16 protein-coding genes and 1 pseudogene are annotated in these 17,746 nt (G+C 63.7%); 8 read left to right on the top strand and 9 right to left on the bottom strand.

Annotated features, from left to right (window positions below):
- Window positions 1-297: 297 nt before the first annotated feature.
- From ACVIIV_RS07310 to ACVIIV_RS07290, 5 genes are all read left to right on the top strand, one after another.
- On the top strand, window positions 298-723 hold the full coding sequence (locus ACVIIV_RS07310) for an Hsp20 family protein (protein ID WP_024338612.1): 426 nt from the start codon (window positions 298-300) through the stop codon (window positions 721-723).
- 50 nt (window positions 724-773) lie between these two features.
- Window positions 774-1,046: a BQ00720 family protein gene (locus tag ACVIIV_RS07305; RefSeq protein WP_018645064.1), complete on the top strand. Its 273-nt coding sequence runs from the start codon at window positions 774-776 to the stop codon at window positions 1,044-1,046.
- Between the two features lie 221 nt (window positions 1,047-1,267).
- Entirely contained in the window at window positions 1,268-1,909 is a 642-nt protein-coding gene (locus ACVIIV_RS07300) for a TetR/AcrR family transcriptional regulator (RefSeq protein WP_456743598.1), read from the top strand.
- Entirely contained in the window at window positions 1,906-4,593 is a 2,688-nt protein-coding gene (locus ACVIIV_RS07295) for a molybdopterin-dependent oxidoreductase (RefSeq protein ID WP_456743597.1), read from the top strand. The genes ACVIIV_RS07300 and ACVIIV_RS07295 overlap by 4 nt, the downstream gene beginning before the upstream one ends.
- Window positions 4,590-5,510: an FAD binding domain-containing protein gene (locus ACVIIV_RS07290; protein ID WP_456743596.1), complete on the top strand. Its 921-nt coding sequence runs from the start codon at window positions 4,590-4,592 to the stop codon at window positions 5,508-5,510. Before ACVIIV_RS07295 ends, ACVIIV_RS07290 begins: the two co-directional genes overlap by 4 nt.
- A 169-nt stretch (window positions 5,511-5,679) precedes the next feature.
- Here ACVIIV_RS07290 and ACVIIV_RS07285 read toward each other — a convergent pair whose 3' ends face one another.
- Genes ACVIIV_RS07285 through ACVIIV_RS07275 form a run of 3 tightly spaced genes read right to left on the bottom strand, consistent with a single transcriptional unit; the run spans window position 5,680 to window position 9,247 of the window.
- The gene (locus tag ACVIIV_RS07285; protein ID WP_456743595.1) at window positions 5,680-7,218 is read right to left on the bottom strand and encodes an AMP-binding protein; all 1,539 of its coding nucleotides are present in this window, start codon (window positions 7,216-7,218) and stop codon (window positions 5,680-5,682) included.
- 57 nt (window positions 7,219-7,275) lie between these two features.
- Window positions 7,276-8,406, bottom strand: coding sequence for a DUF5938 domain-containing protein (locus ACVIIV_RS07280; protein ID WP_456743594.1), 1,131 nt, complete (start codon window positions 8,404-8,406; stop codon window positions 7,276-7,278).
- Between the two features lie 37 nt (window positions 8,407-8,443).
- A complete protein-coding gene (locus ACVIIV_RS07275; RefSeq protein ID WP_456743593.1) occupies window positions 8,444-9,247 on the bottom strand; it encodes an SDR family NAD(P)-dependent oxidoreductase in 804 nt (267 codons plus the stop codon).
- A gap of 283 nt (window positions 9,248-9,530) precedes the next feature.
- Here ACVIIV_RS07275 and ACVIIV_RS07270 point away from each other — a divergent pair, with 283 nt between their 5' ends.
- From ACVIIV_RS07270 to ACVIIV_RS07260, 3 genes and pseudogenes are all read left to right on the top strand, one after another.
- Window positions 9,531-10,169 (top strand): TetR/AcrR family transcriptional regulator, encoded by a 639-nt coding sequence (locus tag ACVIIV_RS07270; protein ID WP_456743592.1) that lies wholly within the window; start codon window positions 9,531-9,533, stop codon window positions 10,167-10,169.
- A gap of 20 nt (window positions 10,170-10,189) precedes the next feature.
- Window positions 10,190-10,273 (top strand): annotated as a pseudogene (locus tag ACVIIV_RS07265) (DUF1150 family protein); the annotation flags it as partial.
- A gap of 154 nt (window positions 10,274-10,427) precedes the next feature.
- Window positions 10,428-11,054, top strand: coding sequence for a GNAT family N-acetyltransferase (locus tag ACVIIV_RS07260; protein ID WP_456743591.1), 627 nt, complete (start codon window positions 10,428-10,430; stop codon window positions 11,052-11,054).
- A 28-nt stretch (window positions 11,055-11,082) separates the two neighbouring features.
- Here the strand turns inward: ACVIIV_RS07260 and ACVIIV_RS07255 are convergent, their stop codons facing one another.
- From ACVIIV_RS07255 to rpoN, 6 genes are all read right to left on the bottom strand, one after another.
- Entirely contained in the window at window positions 11,083-11,922 is an 840-nt protein-coding gene (locus ACVIIV_RS07255; RefSeq protein ID WP_456743590.1) for an outer membrane protein, read from the bottom strand.
- 333 nt (window positions 11,923-12,255) lie between these two features.
- On the bottom strand, window positions 12,256-13,278 hold the full coding sequence (locus tag ACVIIV_RS07250) for a glycoside hydrolase family 5 protein (RefSeq protein ID WP_456743589.1): 1,023 nt from the start codon (window positions 13,276-13,278) through the stop codon (window positions 12,256-12,258).
- An 11-nt stretch (window positions 13,279-13,289) separates the two neighbouring features.
- The gene (locus ACVIIV_RS07245) at window positions 13,290-14,582 is read right to left on the bottom strand and encodes an O-antigen ligase family protein (RefSeq protein WP_456743588.1); all 1,293 of its coding nucleotides are present in this window, start codon (window positions 14,580-14,582) and stop codon (window positions 13,290-13,292) included.
- Window positions 14,583-14,692: 110 nt separating this feature from the next.
- A complete protein-coding gene (ptsN, locus tag ACVIIV_RS07240) occupies window positions 14,693-15,154 on the bottom strand; it encodes a PTS IIA-like nitrogen regulatory protein PtsN (protein ID WP_008141251.1) in 462 nt (153 codons plus the stop codon).
- A 229-nt stretch (window positions 15,155-15,383) separates the two neighbouring features.
- Window positions 15,384-15,989 (bottom strand): ribosome hibernation-promoting factor, HPF/YfiA family, encoded by a 606-nt coding sequence (hpf, locus tag ACVIIV_RS07235; RefSeq protein ID WP_456743587.1) that lies wholly within the window; start codon window positions 15,987-15,989, stop codon window positions 15,384-15,386.
- Between the two features lie 81 nt (window positions 15,990-16,070).
- The gene (rpoN, locus tag ACVIIV_RS07230; RefSeq protein ID WP_456743586.1) at window positions 16,071-17,693 is read right to left on the bottom strand and encodes an RNA polymerase factor sigma-54; all 1,623 of its coding nucleotides are present in this window, start codon (window positions 17,691-17,693) and stop codon (window positions 16,071-16,073) included.
- Window positions 17,694-17,746: the final 53 nt, after the last annotated feature.

The following is a 17,746-nucleotide window of genomic DNA, read 5'->3' as shown; positions in this document are numbered from 1 at the left end:
CGATCCAGTATTCCAGAGGCAGTAGTGATTGAATCGTGAGGCTGCGGCGTACTGGATGCCCCGGTCGAGCCAGGCTTGTCCCGGGCATCCACGTTCTTGGCGCAACGAGCAAGATCATGGAATGGCCCGGACAAGCCCGGCCATGACGATCCGGGAGCATCCGACGCGCGAGCGGCCCATCCACAGCCTCCGGCTACGTCCTTGAACGCACACGGGAACATGCCCATATTGCTGACCAAGGGGTGCCACTACGGGCCCTGAAACACCAAAGTCGCTTCTGCGAGGGCTTTGTAAACTATGTCTCGTGTTCCAACGCTCTCCAGTCCCTTTCTGCTGGGCTTCGACGAGATCGAGCGCGTGCTCGACCGCGTCGTCAAAGGCGCCGACGGCTACCCTCCCTACAATATCGAGAGGTGCGACCGCACGGACGGCCAGCCCGAGCGTTTGCGCATCACACTGGCGGTTGCCGGATTCACCCGCGACCAACTCGATGTAACCATTGAGGAAAACCAGCTCGTGATCCGCGGGCGGCAGCAGGACGACAAGACCCGGCAATACATCCATCGCGGCATCGCCGCGCGCCACTTCCAGCGCACCTTCGTGCTGGCGGAGGGGATGCTGGTGCTGGGTGCGGATCTGAAGAACGGGCTGTTGTCGATCGATCTGGCCCGGCCTGAACCGGAGAGGATCGTTAAGACAATCGCTATCAATGAGCACGAATAATGGAACGAGTAGCGGACTCGACCGCTTAGTGTTCCAGAGGAGTCGAGACCATGAGTGAAGGTCACGTTGCGTTCGAATACGAAGCCAAGAACGTCTCTCCGGAGACGCTGGCAACCCTGGGCGAAGGCCATATCGCCTATGTGAAGCAGATCCGTTCCGAGGACGTGCCGGACCTGTTCCCCGAGGCGCCGAAGATTGCGCCTGGCCTCAAGCTCTTCGCCCTCCATGCCGCCGACGGCACGCCGATCATGCTGACCGACAGCCGCGAAGCCGCGGTCGCTAACGCCTGGAGCAACGAGCTGCAAGCGGTGAGCGTGCACTGAGCACGCGCGCGTCGCACGAATAGGGTTTCAAGCGGGCATGCCTTTGCAAGAAGGCGTGCCCGTTTTCATTTGAGAGGTGATGTTTTCGCGTCGCCATCGCCAGCCAACGGGAATTCGGCGATGTCCCCGCCCGCGTGCGGGGCGGCCTTGGCTCCTGCGCGCAGGAGACCGTCATCAATCCGTGATTTGACATTTCGTTCGTATTTGTCAAATCCGACAAAATGCAGGCCAAGACCCCTCCCCAGGACCGGATCCTCGACGCCGCCATGCGCGTGTTCCGGCGCCACGGCTTCCGCCGCTCCTCGATCGAGCAGGCGGCGGAGGAAGCCGGACTGACGCGGCAGGCGCTCTATCATCACTTCGCCTCCAAGGAGGCGCTGTTTCGCGCCGTGCTCGAGCGGCTCTACGAGCAGGGGCTCGCTGCCGAAATCGCGGCAGCGAAGGCGGCGGAAGAAGCGGGCCTTGAGCTTGCCGACATCCTGGTCGCCGAGATCGGCGCGCGAATGCAGTCGCTGCTCGCTTCGCTCAAGGACTCGCCCCATACCGAGGAGCTGTTTTCCGAGCACCTCGCGCAGGCGCGCGACCTCTACCAAAGCTATTCCAATCGTTTCGCCGACGAGATCGCAACCACGATCGCGCGGGTATGCCGCAAGCGAAAGCTTAACCTCGAAAGCGGCGTCAGCGTGCGCGAGCTCGCGCGCTGCGTCGAGATGGCGATCCACGGCACCAAATCCGCCTTCCCTTCCATGCAGCCGGTCGACGCGTTCCTGAAACAGCTCGAGACCATGCTGCGCATGCTGATCGCCGGCGCGATGGCGCCGTCCGGAAAGAAGTCCCTACGCAAAACGGGAGTTCGAAAATGACCACCACGACCATCAATGGACGGCCTCTGGTGCTACCCGACGATCCGGATGCGCTCTTGATCGACGTGATCCGCGATGGCGGCCTCACCGGCACCAAACTCGTCTGCGGCTCCGGCGTCTGCGGCGCCTGCACCGTGCTGCTCGACGGCACGCCCGTCGTGAGCTGCCTGTTGCCGGCGCAGGCGGCCGCCGACAAATCGCTGACGACCATCGAGGGCGTCGGAGCAGCCGGATTGCATCCGGTGCAGAAGGCGTTCATGGCGCACGACGCCCTGCAATGCGGCTTCTGCACGCCCGGCTTTGTCGTCGAAGCCACCGCCTTCCATGACAGCTGGCGCGCGACCAAGGGCGCGGCGACACCCTCGCGCGAGGAGATCGCCGCCGCGCTATCGGGACATCTCTGCCGCTGCGGCGCCTATGAAGGCATCTATCGCGCCGTCGCCGAAGCATGCTCGGGCCGCTTCGATGGCATCGATCCCATCGCGCCGCGGCTGGAAGCCCGCGACAAGGTGACGGGACTGGCCCGCTACACAGTCGACATCCACCATGACGGCCAGCTCGAAGGCGTCATCCTGCGCGCGTACCTCGCGCATGCGAGGATCACCGGGCTTGATCTGGCGCCGGCGCGCGCCATTGCCGGTGTTGCTGCGGTCGTTCCGCTGCTTGACGAAGACAACATGGTCCGTTTCGTCGGTGCGCCGATTGCAGCCGTCGCGGCCAAGGATCGCCGCACCGCACTGAAGGCAATTGCCGCGATCAGCTTCAAGCCCGAGCCTTTGCCCGCGGTGATCGGGCTCGATGCAGCGCGACGCGACGATGCGCCAGTCGTGTTCGAAAAGAAGGACCGCAAGCGTGCCGGCAACGTGTCCGAGGGCGCCGGTGGCGCTCCGGTGTCGTGGAAGGGCAATGTGCGCGGGCCTTCGGCGCCGTTCTCGCAAAAAGCCAGGCAGGCCAAGAGCTGGCTTGACGAAGCGCGCCAGCAACGCAATCCGCTGCTGGTAGAGGAGACCTTTCGCGTTTCGACGCAACAGCACGCAAGCCTCGAACCACATGCCGCCGTGGCCAAGTTCGATGGCGATCAGCTCACAGTGCACATCTCGACCCAGGCCATTCACGAGAGCATGGAGAAGATCGCCAAGCGTTATGGCCTTCCGCACGACAAGGTGCGTGTGATCGCCGATCACGTCGGCGGCGGGTTCGGCTCCAAGGGCAGCCTTGGGCTGGAGACCATCGCCGCGATCGAGCTTGCGCGCGCCGCGAAGGTGCCGGTGCGCGTCGCCTTCGATCGTGAAGAGGAGCTTTCCGTCGCCGGCTATCGTCCGGCCGCCGAGCTGAAGCTATCCTTGCTGCCTTCGACGGAAGGCCGCCTCAAGGCGCTGTCGCTCACCGCGTATGCCGACACCGGCGCCGCCGTGAACTCGCTGATCGCGGGCCTGGCGCGGCTGATCTATCCGGCCGAAGCAAAGGAGCTCGTCGACTTCGACGTGCTCAGCAATTTGCCGCCCGGCGCGCCGTTCCGCGGCCCCGGCGGTCCGCCGATGTCGTTTGCGCTGGAGCAGGCGGTCGACGAAGCGGCGCTGCGCATGAAGGTCGATCCGATTCACTTGCGCAGGCTCTGGGACCCAGATCCCAACCGCCAGCGATTGTACGACTGGGCTGCCGGCCTCGACGTCTGGAAGAACCGCAAGCCGGCCGCCTCGCAAACTGGCCGCTACCGGCGCGGCGTCGGCGTCGCCACCGGCTACTGGCTCTATCTCTGGCAGACCGGCTCCTCGGTCGAACTCGCGATCAAGGGCGGCCGCATCGTCGCAAGTTGCGCGGTACAGGATATCGGCACGGGCACGCGCAGCGTGATCGCTAACACCGTCGCGAAGGCGTTCGATCTCGAGCCGCAGGATGTGGAAGTTCGCATCGGCCGCTCCAACCTGCCCCTCGGACCGGGCTCCGGCGGCAGCCGCGTCACCGCCTCGGTGGTGCCGCCGACCTTGCTCGCCATCGACAAGCTGAAAGCGGAAATCAAGCGCACCGCGTCTCGCACACCCGCTCCGGGCTCGAACGCGCCGTGGCGCGAGATGATCGCGGCTTCTCCCGACATCGCCGTGTCGGCGAGACGCCAGGAGGACGGCAAGCCGCCGCCCGGCGTCAGGCCCGCGCTGCACGAGGCGGGCATCATGGGCCGGGTGTTCGGATGGGTGCTGCGTCTGATGAACCACATGGTGGTCGGCGCCGGCGTGCCGAGCTCGGTGCAGGTGATGGAAGTCGAGGTCGATACCTGGCTCGGCCATGTGCGCGTGCTCAACGCCTATACGGGCCTCGCGATCGGCAAGCTCGCCGCGCCGACGCTGGCGCGAAGCCAGGCCGCGGGCGCGGTGATCCAGGGCATCGGCTACGCACTCTATGAGTCGCGGGAGACCGATCCTTTGAGCGGCCACATCCTGAGCGGCAGCATGGAGGATTACCGCATTCCGGGGATTGGCGACATGCCGAAACTGGAAGTGCATTTCGACGAGGCCGGTTTCGAGCATGTGCCGGGCGGCAGCGTCGGCATCGGCGAAGTCGCCACCGTGCCTACCTCGCCCGCGATCGCCAACGCCATCCGCGATGCGATCGGCGTGAGACTGACCGAAATTCCATTCCGGCCTGATCGTCTGGTGGCCGCGCTGAAAGGGAGGGATGCAGCATGAGTGTCGCCGTCATGACCGCCAAGCCCACGCCTGAATTCCGCGCCGGAGGCACCGACTTCAGCGAACGCCGCCGCAGCGGCGTGTCGCAGGGAATGCTGATCGATATATCGGCCACCGGCGACAAGACGATCACCTGGGACGCCGACGGAGCAGCCCAGATCGGCGCGCTTACCACCATCGCCACGATCGCGACGGACGCTCGCATCGCCGCTGTCTATCCCGGTATTGCGGCGAGCGCGCATGGCCTCGCGACGCCACAGGTGCGCCAGGTTGCAACGCTCGGCGGCAATCTCGCGCAACGTTCGCGCTGCTGGTATTTCCGCCGGGCCGACATCGATTGCCTGAAGAAAAGCGGCAGCACCTGCCCTGCCCGGTCAGGCAATCATCTCTATGGCGTTGCCTTCGATCTCGGCGACTGCGTCGCGCCGCATCCCTCGACGATGGCGGCGGCTCTGCTCGCCTATGATGCGACCATCACCACGGACCGGCGCAGCGGATTGACGATTGCAGGCCTGCTCGGCGACGGCTCGGTCTCGCACGCCGATCATACACTCGCAGCAGGCGAGATGATCAAGAGCATTGCGCTTCCCGCTCCGCTTGAGGGCGAGCGCGCTTCCTACAAGCGGGCGATCAGCCGGACCTATGCGGAATGGCCGCTCGTGGAACTCTGCGCCCGCAGTGTGATTGCCGGCGGCAAGTTCCAGCTCGTGCGTCTCGCTGCAGGCGGCGTCGCGCCCGTGCCTCTTCGCCTCACCGCCGTGGAAGTCCAGCTCAGTGGCAAGATTGCCAATGCGGCATCGATCGCAGAAGCGGCGAAAGCGGCGAGCTCGGGTGCCAAACCATTGCCGATGACGGCCTACAAGCTCGATCTTCTACAAGGGCTGGTGCGCGACGTGCTGGAGCGGCTTTCGGACTAGCTGGTCGCGCACGCGACGAAGACCTCGGCACCGATTTTGCCACTGGCCGCCTTAGTGGTTTCGTAGCCGGCGCGAGCGCGGGCATCGTTCTTGCGGGGCATGCCGCCCCCACAAGGGGAAGGGAACGGAGAGAGCGGCCGAACTCGATTTAACCTACACCCATCACGCTCTAGTCGCCTGAGCGACCTGCCAGCCGCGCACGGATATCCGGCTTCAGCACCTTGCCGACCTTGGAGCGCGGCAGATCGTCCCAGACTTCGATCTGCTTCGGCGTCTTGACGCTGCCGATCCGCTGCTTGACGAACGCCGCCAGCGCCGTCGCATCGACGCTCTGGCCGGCACGGGGCTGCACCACGGCGACGATCCGCTCACCCCATTTCTCGTCCGCCAGCCCGATCACGGCGCAATCCTGTACCGCCTCATGCGCCCGCAGCGCGTTCTCGACCTCGATCGAGTAGACGTTGAACCCGCCGGTGATGATCATGTCCTTGGCGCGATCGACGATATAGAGGTAGCCACCGACGTCGATGTAGCCGATGTCTCCAGTGTGGTGCCAGCCATGCGCGGAGGCCTCTGCCGTGGCCTCGGGATTTTTGTAGTAGCCTTCCATCACCAGCGAGCCGCGAACCACGATCTCGCCGCGTGAACCGGTCGGCAGCAAATTGCCGTCGCCATCCATGATGCCGGCCTGCACCAACGGGCTGATCCGCCCCGCCGAGGCGAGGCGTTCCATCGCGATAGTGCCATCAGCATTGTAATGCTCGCTAGGTGCCATCATCGAAATCATCATCGGCGCTTCAGTCTGACCGAACAACTGCGCCATAGGCCCGATGCGCTGGAGCGCCTCCGCAAGCCGTGCGGCCGAGATCGGCGCCGCGCCGTACCAGAAGCATTGCAGAGACCCGAGCTTCGCGGAGTCGAGCTTGGGATGATCGAGCAGCATGTAGATCACGGTCGGCGGCAGGAAGGTGTGCGTGACATGGTAGCGCTCGATCAGATCGAGGAATTCGGCGATGTCGGGGCGATGCATGATCACGATGCGACCGCCGAGCGCCATGATCGGGAAACACAGCACACCGGCCGCATGGGTCAACGGCGCGAGCGCGAGATAGACCGGACGACCCTTGAAGGGATAGCCCATCAGCGTCAGTGCCGTCATGGCCTCGATGTTGCGGCCCGACAGCATGACTCCTTTCGGCTTTCCGGTGGTGCCGCCGGTGCCGGGAATCATCGCGAGATCGTCGACCGTCTCGCGTTGATATTGGTCGGCGGCAAGGCCAGCGAGCCAGCTGTCGAACGAGGGCGCGAAGGGCAACTCGGCATCGAGGCAGACGAGGACGCGCAGCTTCGGCAGCTCTGCACGCACCGCCTCGATCATCGGCGCGAAGCTTGAATGAAACAGCAGCAGGCTGCAGTCGAATTGGTCGAGGATGAGCCGGTTTTCGGCCGCCTCGTTGCGCGGATTGATCGGGCACCAAACCGAGCCCGCGCGGGAAATGCCGAACACGCATGCAAACGCGACCGGATCGTTGCCGGAAAGGATTGCGACCTTCTCGCCAGCAGCAATACCCGATCGCGCGAGCCCGCGCGCGACGCGGTAGCTCAGCAACTGCACCTCGCGATAGCTGAGATCGCGCCCGTCCATGGTCAGGCACGGCGCATCAGCGCCGAGCGAGGCACCTTTGTCGAGGTAATCGATAAAGCGCATGATCAATCCCCGAAACAGCTGGCGGGTGGCGCGCGACCGCGCCACCCGCGATCTTGCTCAGTCGTGCACGGTGAGGATCGGTCTGCTGACCAGCCCGAAGCTACGCAGCTGGCCGAGTAGTTCGTGGTGACCGAACGCTTGGCAACCGGAGGCGAAGCCCACGCGCTTGGGCGGCTGCTGCAGCAGGTGCGCCGCGGCATAGGCCTGCAGCAAGCCGGTCTGCTTGTAATTGCTGTTGCCGTTGATGACGCAGTGCGCGCGCCCCAATGGGCCGGAGGCATGCACCGAATCCATCGACTTGTTGACGCGCGGGTTCTCGCGCGGCGGCATGGTGTTCATCACGCCGGCGGCAGTCTGCGCCAGCGCGGCGTAGCGGTCGTCGGGGTTCATATCCTTGGTCGCCTCCAGCGCAGCGGCGACGATCTGCGGCACGCCCAGCATCAGCGCGCGGTTGAACACGCCGCCCAGCACCTTCACGTTGGCCACGCGCGGATCGCGCTTGAACCACACCGGGTGCGAGGTGCCGCCCCAGGGCAGCGCCAGCGCCAACTCATGCTGGCCGGGGATGGCGAGGTTGTAGAGACCGGCATCGGGCTGATGCTCGACATACCTGTTCTGTTCCAAATAGTAGGCCTTTGCCATCGCGGCGTTGACCAGGATGGTCTGCGTCGAGGCGATGGTCGGGCTGCCGCCCCAGAACACGGCGATATCCAGTGTGTCGAGGCCGGGCGTCTCCAGGCACAGCTGCGCGGCGATCTCGCCGGTGGTGTACATCTGCGCGATGCCCGGCGCGAGCAGCAAGCCGGCGTTGGCGAACTTCGTGCCCCACTCCTGCTCGAGCGTGATCAGCCAGTCCTGCTCGCCGGTGGTGTCGGTGTAGTGGCATCGGGAAGCCCAACACGCCTGCACCACCTCGGTGCCGAACTTGGCGAAGGGGCCCACGGTGTTGAGCACCACCGAGGCACCGTTGAACAACTCCGTCAGTGCGCTCGCGGTGTGCGGCACTTCCACCACCTCGTAGTCGGCGGTCTCGATACCGGCCACGTTCGCCTTCATTGCGGCGTTGAGCTTCTCCGCGCTGCGGCCGGCGGCGATGAAGGGGATGCTGTACTCGCGCAGATATTCGCAGACCAGCCGGCCGGTGTAGCCGGACGCGCCATAGACGATGACGGGCTTCTTCGCGCTCATTCTCGTTCCTCCGAAATGTTCGTTATCGGGTTCTCTGCTACATTCCCATGCCGCCATCGACCGGCAGTCCGATGCCGGTGATGAAGCGCGCCTCGTTCGAGCACAGGAACACCGCGGCGTCGGCGATGTCGGCGACCTCCGCGAGCTTGCCGAGAGGCGTCTGCTCCACCACTGAGCCGACCGCGGCGTTGACGTCGGGCGCGAGGCCGATCTTCACGATGTCGTTGGCCAGCTGCAGGCCCATGTCGGTCGGGATCAAGCCGGGATAGATGCAGTTGACGCGCACGCCATAACCGAGCTTGCCGGCCTCCATCGCAGCGACCCGTGTCATGCGATCGACCGCAGATTTCGTGCCGGAATAGACCGCGATGCTCGGGAAGGCGATCGTCGCCGCGACAGAAGCGATGTTGACGACCGCGCCACCTTTGCCCGCCGGTCCGCCCGGCCGCATCGCGCGGAAGGCGTGCTTCATGCCGAGCACGGTGCCGACGATGTTGACGTCGCACATCCGCCGCGCATCCTCGGCTCTGATCTCGCTGACCAGCGACGTGATCTCAATGCCGGCATTGTTGATGAGGATGTCGTAGCCGCCGAGGGTGGCGACAGTCTTGGCCACCGCCCGCTCCCATTGCGCGTCGTCGGTGACGTCGAGCTGGACGAAGCCCGTCGCGACATCTTCCTTCGCGATTCCCGCCGCGCTGGCGCGGCCGGTCTCCTCCAGAATGTCGGCGATCATGATCGAGGCGCCGGCGCGCGCCAACGCCTGCGCGATGGCCGCGCCGATTCCCCGGGCACCGCCGGTGACCAGGGCTTTCCTGCCTGCAAGGCTCTTTCCACTCATGACGCACTCCTCCGTTGCTGGTGATTGATTCGTGCTGCGCCAATCGGCGCGCGCGCCAGGTCGCTGGACGCAGGCCTTTCGACCGCACCCAGCGAAGCGTTCCTCCATGGTCGGACGTCTTGACGGCTGTCCAAAAATATTGGGCCGAACCTCCGCCAGAATCTTGACACTTGTCAAGTTCGAATTTGACAGTTGTCTAAGGAAGTGGTTGTGAGGGGATGGAGCTATTCCGCGGTCGACGCGGTATAAGTCCTTGAAAGAACGGTACTGAGGAAGGGACGACATGGCGCGGCAGGTGACGGGGGCGGCCCGGCGTGTGGCCGATGCGGCCGAGGCGCTGCGCGACGAGAAGTTCAACGCGCGACGCATCGAGCTTGCCGAGGCCGCGCTCGAAACGCTTGGAGAGCTTGGCTTCGCCCGGACCAGCCTGCGGGAGATCGCGCAGAACTCGGCGTTCACGCACGGCGTGTTTCACTATTATTTCAGCGACAAGCTCGACCTGATCTGCTGCTGCGTTCGCCACTACAAGGCGAAGTGCGTGACGCGCTATGACGAGGTCGTCGCGACAGCAACGAGCCGCGACGAATTGACGGAGGGCTTCCTCGCCAAGCTCGCAGCAACGCTGCAGAACGAAGCCCGCATGCACCGGCTTTGGTACGACCTGCGCTCGCAGGCGATGTTCGAGGCGGCGTTTCGCAAGGATGTACTCGAGATCGACAAGAGCCTGGAAGCGATGATCTGGCGCATTGCCTCTCGCTATGCCGAGCTCGGCGGCAAGCGGCCGGCGTCGTCGCCAGGCGCGCTCTATGCGCTGTTCGACGGTCTATTCCAGAGTGCGCTGCTCAAGCACCTCGCGGGTGACAAGATGGCGGTTCCCGAGCTGCTCGACGAAGTCCGGCGCCTGCTGCCGACGGTCTGCTGAAGCGCACCCACGAAGGCGTCTCGCCGATCATGCTGACCGACAGCCGCGAAGCCGCGATCGCCAACGCCTGGAGCGACGAGCTGCAAGCGGTGAGCGTGCACTGAGCGTACGCGCGTCGCAGGAATAGAGTTTCAAGCGGGCATGCCTTCGCGCGAAGGCGTGCCCGTTTTGCTTTTGAACAGATGGAGCCAGCCATTCGAGACCTGCACGTTGCGCCATACAAATTGATCGTCCGACTCGAAGCTGCTTAGATGCGGCATGCCGCCGAAAATGGAACGTCTCGCCAAGCAACAATTGTGGTTTCCGGCCGGGCGCTATTTCCTGCGCACCATCAAGCGCGACGATGCCTCGCAGCGCTGGGCGGACTGGTTGTCCGATCCCTGGACGGTCCACGTCCTCAACACCTCACCGCGCGCGATGACCAAGGCTGATATCGCCGAATACATCAAATCCTTCGATCAGCGCGAACGGCTTCTGCTCGGGATTTTCGAGCGCGGCAGCCGCGCGCATGTCGGCTTCATCCGCCTCGACATCAACGCGGCGGCGAGCGAGGCGCTCGTCAGCGCCGTGATCGGAGAAAAGGAGCACCGCAATGCCGGAGCAACGGTGAACAGTTTCATCCCGCTGCTCAAGTTCGTGTTCGACGATCTCAAGCTGAACCGCATCCGCGCTTTCGTGCTGGAACGAAACCAGACGACCATTGAATATCTGTCGAAGCTCGGCTGGACGCTCGAGCCAGAACCCGACAATCCGGTGCGGTCGCACACGGATGGATCGCTGCTGGTGCTGCGCCGGATGAGCTGGGACAGGCCGGGTTTCCAGGCCTGGCTAAAGAGCCCGATCGGGCGGCGGATCGTGAACCGCATGGAAGCGGCGCGGGGTTGAGCCCGGCCGCTTCACGTCGGCCGATCGATCAGTACTTCGCGACGACGGGTGATCCGCCGAACCGATAGTTGATGCCGACCTTCACGATGTCGATGTCCTGACGAATATCGATCAACGCGGTGGTGGCGGCGACTGGATTGGTGAACCCCACGCGCTTGCTGTCGAAGCCGTAGTGAGTGTACTCGATCAGGGCCGACCAGTTGGGGGCGAAGGCCCATTCGACACCGGCACCTGCCACCCAGCCGACACGATCGGTGCTGGCGCTTGAATTACAGGGCTCAAAAACGAGGAATCCCACGCCGGGACAAACGAAGCCGCCAATCGTCGTGAAATTGTTCAGATTGTACCGGTCATGCGCAAACCCGACGCCGCCCTTGCCATAAACGAGGAAGCGATCCCATGTGTAGCCGATCCGACCCGTGACGCTGGCGACCCAGTCGGTGCGGCTCGATAGAGTGGCGGGCGCGCCGGTCTTTCCGGCGAAGAAGGGATCGTTGGCGGTGCCGTGAAGATCGGTGGCCGTGAAATCGCCGGCAATCCCGAGCACCCAGTTGCTGGCAAATTGGTAGTCGCAACCAGCCTGAATGCCCCCTACAACTCCGACGTCTCCGTTTACCCCAATGCGATCACCAGGCACATTGCCTATGGTCATTGCAGGCGCGATAAGCGCCCCCGTTCCGATGCCGGGATCCGTGAAGCCCGTCCGGCTCGCACCGCCGCCGACATGGCCGCCGACATAGCAGCCGGTCCAGCTGAAAGGCACCGCTGCCGCGATCGGGGCTTTCGTGTAGGAACGCGCCCCCAGATCTGCGGCCTGAGCGGAGCCTGCGACAATCAGAGCCGACGTCGCCAGTAGCAGTCGCTTCATCGTGATTCCCTCGACAATCAGCAATAGAAAACACTGGCAAGATACACCGCCTGACTCAGGCACGCTGTACTCAGTCAGCAACACCCAGATACTTTTGGAAATGCAGCTTGCGTGAATTGGACGCAGAGCGCTGCCGTATGGCGCCTTGAGCGTGACGACGACGCTGTGAGCTTAGTTTTCGACAAAGGCAGACGAGCGCGAAGCGGTGCGGCGCAGAGCCGGGACCCAATGCAAACACCGATTCTCCTCGGCGAAATGGGCCCCAGCTCTGCAGCGCACCGAACCGGAGAATGCTTCACGCCGGCGCGGCAGAGTTCAAGTCGCGCCCCCGCTTCAGCGCCCCGCTGGAATCAGCGCCCGCATGATGTCTGGCTTCCAGGTTTGGCGCGCGCTGTCGAAGGCAGCGAAATCATGGTCGAACTGCCAGTAGGCCCATGCCCAGCCAAGCCGCTCCGCACTTCGCGCCACGAACGACAGATATCTCGTCCGAGCTTCGGCCGGAGCGGCCTCGTACACTCCGAACTCGCCGAGATAGATCGGGCGCTTTTCCCGTTCGGACCAGAACCGAATCTTATCGAAATCGGCGCGAGCCCTCTCTTCGTCCTCCGGAGTGCCCCAATCAAGCGGGCCGATTCGCGAGAACGTCGGCGACCACGGTGCGCCCTGATGGGTGAAACGGATCGGCGCGTAATAGTGAAACGTCACGATGAGGTTTCGGTCATCTGACGGCAGGACCAGGTCCTCGACAGGCATGTCATCGACGTTGAGAACCGCAGCGATGATCGTCCGCCGGGGGTTGGTGGCGCGGATGATGCCGAGACACTCGTTCAGAAGGGCATTCCAGGCGGCGGACGTCATCTGCCCGCCCGGCTCATTGAGCACCTCGAAGACAAGCTTCGGATTTTTTCCGGCATAGCGCGCGGCGATTTGCGTCCAGAACGCTTTCAGCTTCTCGGCGCACTCTGAGACGTCGCGCTGACAGACCTGGGTATCGTGCTCGTCCAGGATCGGGATGAGATCCCGGGCGAGCACTTCCTCGATAGCGGCATCAAGCCGCCTCAAGACGATTTCATCTAGCAGATTCCCGGGGCCCATGAACTTGAAGGCAAAGAAATTGATCCGAACGTGCGAGAACCCGGCCTTTCTGATCGCAATGAGGTTGTCCAGACGAAAAGGGGCGTTCCGGCCACCCTCCCAGATGCCATCGTAGCCAAGGATGTTGATGCCGCGTCCCAATTTTGGGAGAGCGGGCGCGGTGGCCTTCCTGGCTGCCTCGGCCTGGGAGAAGATCGCAAGCACGGATATTGCCAAGGCGAGACCGAACGCTACCGACCAGCGGGCGCAGATGGCATTCATCGCTTGCTCCATCACGGCTGCAGGGGTTGCTGCGGCACCGGCCTGCACACTGCGAAGAAGAATGCGACGAGCAGCACCGACGTGAACATTGTCGAGCGAAGGAACATCGTCTCCGTGAAATTCGATTGAAAGCTGAGGACGACAAATCCGATGATGAGAGCGCAGTGACAACGATCGATCGACCGAGTGGCGATCAAATACAGCACCTTTCCCGAGAACAGATAAACGCTCGCGACGAACAGCACGTATCCCAGAAATCCCGTTTCCATGGCCACGGCGATGTAGCCGCTATGATAATTGTCGAGCACCCAGCCATGGTTCTGGTTGAAGTAATCGTAGATCGCAGGCCGCGTCCAGAATCCGTTGATGCCAAAGCCCAGCAGCGGCGCATCGTTGAAATGGCTGATGGCGTACTGCCAAATGAAGGTCCGCTCGGTCAGATTGATGGTCGATTCGCCGAGATGAATGGAATCGTACCCCGTGACATAGAAATACAGGATCAGCAGCGCGGCCAGGATGCACATGACGAACGGCAGCACCGCGTAGACTCTCATGCAGCGGATCGACCACATCGAGGTCACGAGCAGCCCGCCCGCGGCAATTGCAACGGCACCGGCACCGCGTGATTCCGAGGCGATGACGCAGGTCGATGCCAGGAGAAACGTTGCGAGAAAAGCGGTCCACCCCTGGCCCGTCATCTTCTGATAGCAGGCAAAGAACATCAGATAGGCGCTGATGAAGCCGAGCGTCTGCTTCGATTCATAGATCCCTTGCCACTGGCCATTGTGCATCCAGCTCTGGTCGACGCCGATCTCGGGCACGAAGACCGCACACAAGGCCGAGGCGGCGACCAGGATGAGGAGCCCCAGCGCCGCCGATCCGACGATCTCGTCGATGTCGATACGCGTGATGAGGCAGTACGCACCGAAAGTCGTCACCACAAGGGCCGCGCTCTTCATGATCGCTGCGGCGGCGAGGCTGGTCCAGAGAACGGAAACGGCGGCGAGAGCATAGAATGCGACCAGCGCGATGAGATCGGGATTGGGCTGCACGCGCACGCATGGACGCACGAAGGCACTGGCGTAGATCAGGACGATCCACATCAAGAGCGCGACGGCCTGTTGCAGATAGCTCAACTCTGCGGGAAGCAGCGCAGGATTGAAGACCCCCATCGACGCGACAACGTTGACGGTGATCGAGCCGCGGATCACGGTTCTGGCAAGCGTTTCCACGCCGACGCCGGGCGCTTTCCGGATCGCGCTGTCGTATGCCTCGGAATCCGCGACGGTGTGCAGGCTGGCCATGAGCTGACCTTCCTGAAGCACGGTTAATATTTTCTTTAGTACCCGTCGCGACCGCCTTCGCGCGGTCGGCGTTCCCAAGGCTCGAGGCCCCCGGCGATATCGACGAGTGGCTACGCCGCAGTCGCCGGCGGCAGGGCCAGCACCGAATAGATCGCTTGGGCATCGCGCGAGGCGCGGAGCTTCTTGGCGATGTCCTGATCGCGCAGCAGGCGGGCGATGCGGGCGAGGGCTTTGAGGTGATCGGCGCCGGCGCCTTCGGGGGCGAGCAGCAGGAAGACGAGATCGACCGGCTGGCCGTCCATGGCCTCGAAATCGATCGGGCGATCGAGCCGCGCGAACAGGCCAAAAATCTTTTCCAGCTTGGGCAGCTTGCCGTGCGGAATGGCGACGCCATAGCCGACCGCGGTGGTGCCGAGCTTCTCCCGTTGCAGCAGCACCTCGAACACCGAGCGCTCGTTCTGCCCGGTCAGCTCGGCGGCCTTGGCCGCGAGTTCCTGCAAGGCCTGCTTCTTGCTGTTGACTTTCAATGCCGGGAGAATCGCCTCGGGTGCGACCAGATCGGTAATCGGCATGGAAGCTTTCCGAGGTGAATTAAACCGTCAGGTTCCGATTTGGCCAGCTTGATAGACCAAGCTGGGCCGGCGTCAATAACATGAAGCAGGAGGCGGACTTAGCCCAAGTCCTACCAAGTCCAGATGTGGGGGGGCTTCTACTCCAACGCAATCCCGGTGCCAACTCCCGCATGCAGCTTTGCCCCCGTCATTGTTAAGGGCCGGGATGGTACGGGCCCGGGTCCCGGGCCTAACCGTCCGACTGGCCGTTCACATTCGCCCCCGGCGGGTCAATCCAGCCCACATTGCCGTCCGCCCGGCGGTAAATGATGTTCACCCGGCCGGACGAACCGTGCTGGAACACCAGACAGGGTGCCCCGCTGAGGTCGAGTTCCATGACCGCTTCGCTGACCGAGAGCCGCTTCAGCGACGTGGTTTGCTCCGCAATGATGACGGGACTGTAGCCGGTGATTTCCTCTTCGCCCTCTCCAGGCGCTTCCAGCACATAGCTGGTGGCGTCAAGCGCGGCCATCGCTTCGGAGGCGGCATGGGCCTTGCGCGCGGAGCGGTCCTTCAGCCGGTTCTTGTAGCGACGCAGCCGCTTCTCGATCATCAGCAGCGCCTGGTCGGCGCTGGCATAGGCATCCGGCGCGTTCGAATCGGCCTCCAGCGTGATTCCCGAATCGAGATGCAGGGCGCAATCGGTACGAAAGCCGAAGCCGTCCTTGCTGAGCGTGATGTGGCCGGAATAGTTGCCGTCGAAATATTTGCGCAGCACCTCGTCGGTGCGGTCGGCAACGCGACCGCGCAGGGCCTCGCCGACGCTGATGCTCTTTCCCGAGATTCTGAGAGTCATGTGATGCCTCGCTTGGTTGGTGCCCAGCTTGGATCGGTCTCGATGGGAAATCGAGAGTAGCGCGATTTGCTGCCAGCGCAATCAGGCCGGTTCGGGATTGCGGGAGCGATCGGACAAGGCGGTAGAGAGGACGTTACCAAGAGCGCTCTGCTTGTCGCGGCGGCGTTGCACCGAGGAGGGTATGCGCATGGCTTCGCGGTACTTCGCGACCGTGCGGCGGGCAATATCAATGCCCGAGGCGCGCAAGCGTTCCACGATGGTGTCATCCGACAGGATCGCGGAGGGCTCCTCCGAATCGATCAGCTGCTTGATGTGGTGACGCACGGCTTCCGCCGAATGGGCCTCGCCGCCGTCGGCCGAGGCGATCGAGGCCGTGAAGAAATATTTCAGCTCGAACGTGCCGCGGTTGGTCGCCATATATTTGTTGGCGGTGACGCGCGACACCGTGGATTCATGCATCTGAATGGCATCGGCGACGGCCTTCAGATTGAGCGGCCGCAGATGCGCGACGCCATGGGTGAAGAAGCCGTCCTGCTGGCGCACGATCTCGGTTGCAACCTTCAGGATGGTGCGGGCGCGCTGGTCGAGCGCGCGCACGAGCCAGGTCGCGTTCTGGAGCGCGTCGGTGAAATACGACTTGTCGCCGTCCTTGCCGATCTTCTTCGACAGCTCGGAATAATAGGTCTGATTCACCAGCACGCGCGGCAAGGTGTCGCTATTGAGCTCGACATGCCAGCCGCCGTCGGGGCCCGGACGGACATAGACATCGGGCACCATGGTCTGCAAGCGCGCCGAGCCGAACTTCATGCCCGGCTTGGGATTGAGGCGGCGGATCTCGCCGATCATGTCGGCGATGTCCTCGTCGTCGACGCCGCAGATCTTGCGCAAGGCAACGATGTCGCGTTTGGCGAGCAGGTCGAGATGCTCGACCAGGGCCTGCATCGCGGGGTCGTAGCGGTCGAGCTCGCGCAGCTGGATCGCCAGGCACTCGCTTAAAGAGCGCGCGCAGACGCCGGGCGGGTCGAATTTTTGCAGCACGGCGAGGACGTCCTCGACCTCGGCTTGCGATGCGCCAAGACGCTCGGCGGCCTGGCCGAGATCGGGCGGCAGATAGCCGGCCTCGTCGACGAGATCGATCAGGTACTGGCCGATCATGCGCTGGGCGGGTGCGGTGAAGGCGACCGAGAGCTGCTCGGCGAGGTGGTCCGACAACGTTGTCTCGGCCGCGACAAAAGCTTCGAGATTGTAGTCTTCGTCACCAGAGGCGCCGCCGCCCCATTCGGTATAGGTGGTCGGAACGGCATCCTGGGCGTTGCGCGCCGCGGTCTCGGCCGGCTCCTCGGAGAAGACGTTGTCGAGGCCGGTGTCCAGGGTCTGCTCGATCTCGGCGCGGGTGCCGAGATCCTTGCTCATCCATTCTTCCTGGCCCGGCTCGAAGGCCTCGCCCGGACCGCCGCCCGGTTCGTCGCTGCTTCCGCCGCCGAAATCGTCGTTATCGCTGTACTGGCTGGCTTCGGCCCGAGCTTCGCCCGCGGGGGCCTCGTCACTGGCCCGTTCCAGCAGCGGGTTTCGCTCGAGCTCCTCCTCCACGAAGGTCGTGAGATCGAGGTTGGACAATTGCAGCAGCTTGATCGCCTGCATCAGCTGCGGCGTCATGACCAGCGACTGCGATTGCCGGAACTCTAATCTCTGCGTGAGCGCCATGAAGCAAGAACCGTTCCCAAAAATTGGTCCGATTTTTGCTTATCCTAGTCTTG

This window comes from Bradyrhizobium sp. USDA 4354, assembly GCF_054060315.1.
This window is presented reverse-complemented; position numbering and strand designations above follow the sequence as displayed.

Bases quoted from the DNA above. Each gene is read 5' to 3' on its own strand.
- ACVIIV_RS07310 (WP_024338612.1), top strand. From the start codon at position 298: ATGTCTCGTGTTCCAACGCTCTCCAGTCCCTTTCTGCTGGGCTTCGAC.
- ACVIIV_RS07305 (WP_018645064.1), top strand. From the start codon at position 774: ATGAGTGAAGGTCACGTTGCGTTCGAATACGAAGCCAAGAACGTCTCT.
- ACVIIV_RS07300 (WP_456743598.1), top strand. From the start codon at position 1,268: ATGCAGGCCAAGACCCCTCCCCAGGACCGGATCCTCGACGCCGCCATG.
- ACVIIV_RS07295 (WP_456743597.1), top strand. From the start codon at position 1,906: ATGACCACCACGACCATCAATGGACGGCCTCTGGTGCTACCCGACGAT.
- ACVIIV_RS07290 (WP_456743596.1), top strand. From the start codon at position 4,590: ATGAGTGTCGCCGTCATGACCGCCAAGCCCACGCCTGAATTCCGCGCC.
- ACVIIV_RS07285 (WP_456743595.1), bottom strand. From the start codon at position 7,218: ATGCGCTTTATCGATTACCTCGACAAAGGTGCCTCGCTCGGCGCTGAT.
- ACVIIV_RS07280 (WP_456743594.1), bottom strand. From the start codon at position 8,406: ATGAGCGCGAAGAAGCCCGTCATCGTCTATGGCGCGTCCGGCTACACC.
- ACVIIV_RS07275 (WP_456743593.1), bottom strand. From the start codon at position 9,247: ATGAGTGGAAAGAGCCTTGCAGGCAGGAAAGCCCTGGTCACCGGCGGT.
- ACVIIV_RS07270 (WP_456743592.1), top strand. From the start codon at position 9,531: ATGGCGCGGCAGGTGACGGGGGCGGCCCGGCGTGTGGCCGATGCGGCC.
- ACVIIV_RS07260 (WP_456743591.1), top strand. From the start codon at position 10,428: ATGCCGCCGAAAATGGAACGTCTCGCCAAGCAACAATTGTGGTTTCCG.
- ACVIIV_RS07255 (WP_456743590.1), bottom strand. From the start codon at position 11,922: ATGAAGCGACTGCTACTGGCGACGTCGGCTCTGATTGTCGCAGGCTCC.
- ACVIIV_RS07250 (WP_456743589.1), bottom strand. From the start codon at position 13,278: ATGAATGCCATCTGCGCCCGCTGGTCGGTAGCGTTCGGTCTCGCCTTG.
- ACVIIV_RS07245 (WP_456743588.1), bottom strand. From the start codon at position 14,582: ATGGCCAGCCTGCACACCGTCGCGGATTCCGAGGCATACGACAGCGCG.
- ptsN (WP_008141251.1), bottom strand. From the start codon at position 15,154: ATGCCGATTACCGATCTGGTCGCACCCGAGGCGATTCTCCCGGCATTG.
- hpf (WP_456743587.1), bottom strand. From the start codon at position 15,989: ATGACTCTCAGAATCTCGGGAAAGAGCATCAGCGTCGGCGAGGCCCTG.
- rpoN (WP_456743586.1), bottom strand. From the start codon at position 17,693: ATGGCGCTCACGCAGAGATTAGAGTTCCGGCAATCGCAGTCGCTGGTC.